This is a genomic window from Martelella sp. HB161492 (assembly GCF_013184775.1).
Taxonomy (GTDB): Bacteria; Pseudomonadota; Alphaproteobacteria; order Rhizobiales; family Rhizobiaceae; genus Martelella.
In genome coordinates this window covers 1-567 of record NZ_JAATVV010000050.1, presented here as the reverse complement: position 1 = coordinate 567, position 567 = coordinate 1, and the positions used below count along the sequence as shown (strand labels likewise).

1 protein-coding gene is annotated in these 567 nt (G+C 63.0%); it reads right to left on the bottom strand.

The window, feature by feature from the left end; translation table 11 throughout:
* On the bottom strand, positions 1 to 567 hold a 567-nt coding region (locus HCK86_RS23915; RefSeq protein ID WP_176087000.1), incomplete at both ends, for a TetR/AcrR family transcriptional regulator.

Genomic DNA, 567 nt, shown 5'->3' with positions numbered 1-567 from the left:
GTCAGCATGATCGAGATGGCTAAGCCCTGTGAGGACGATATTGATCCGGGCCAGGATCTCCTGCCGCTGATGCGTGCGATCCGGTGGCGCTTTCCTGTGCCGGCGGGGCAGCAATGCCCCGAACACCACATCCATCAGCAGCCCGGCAAGGCAGGCCGTATCGCTGCGCGGGAGAATCCCACGCGCCATCTGTATCTCCAGCCAGTCAATGAGCAGTTCGCGCGAGCGGATGATCCCGGTGTCATAAAGCAGGGCGTTGAGCTCGGGCACCTGAAGGCTTTCGCGCGCGATCAGGTTCATCAGCGCATCGCGCTCGGCCGCCTCCCGGTCATCGAGATCAAGCCGGAAGATATGTCGCAATGCCTCGAGCGGCGGCAGATCGTCAGCATCGTCGCGCGGCAGGTCCAGAATGAGGTGACGCCGGGACAGAATGGCCTGGGTGAACAGCTCCGTCTTGTCGGCAAACAGGCGATAGAGATCGCGCTTCGACATGCCCGCCCGCGTGGCGATATCGGTGGTCGTCGCCCGGGCGAAGCCCTTTTCGATGAAGACAGTCATGGCGGCGGT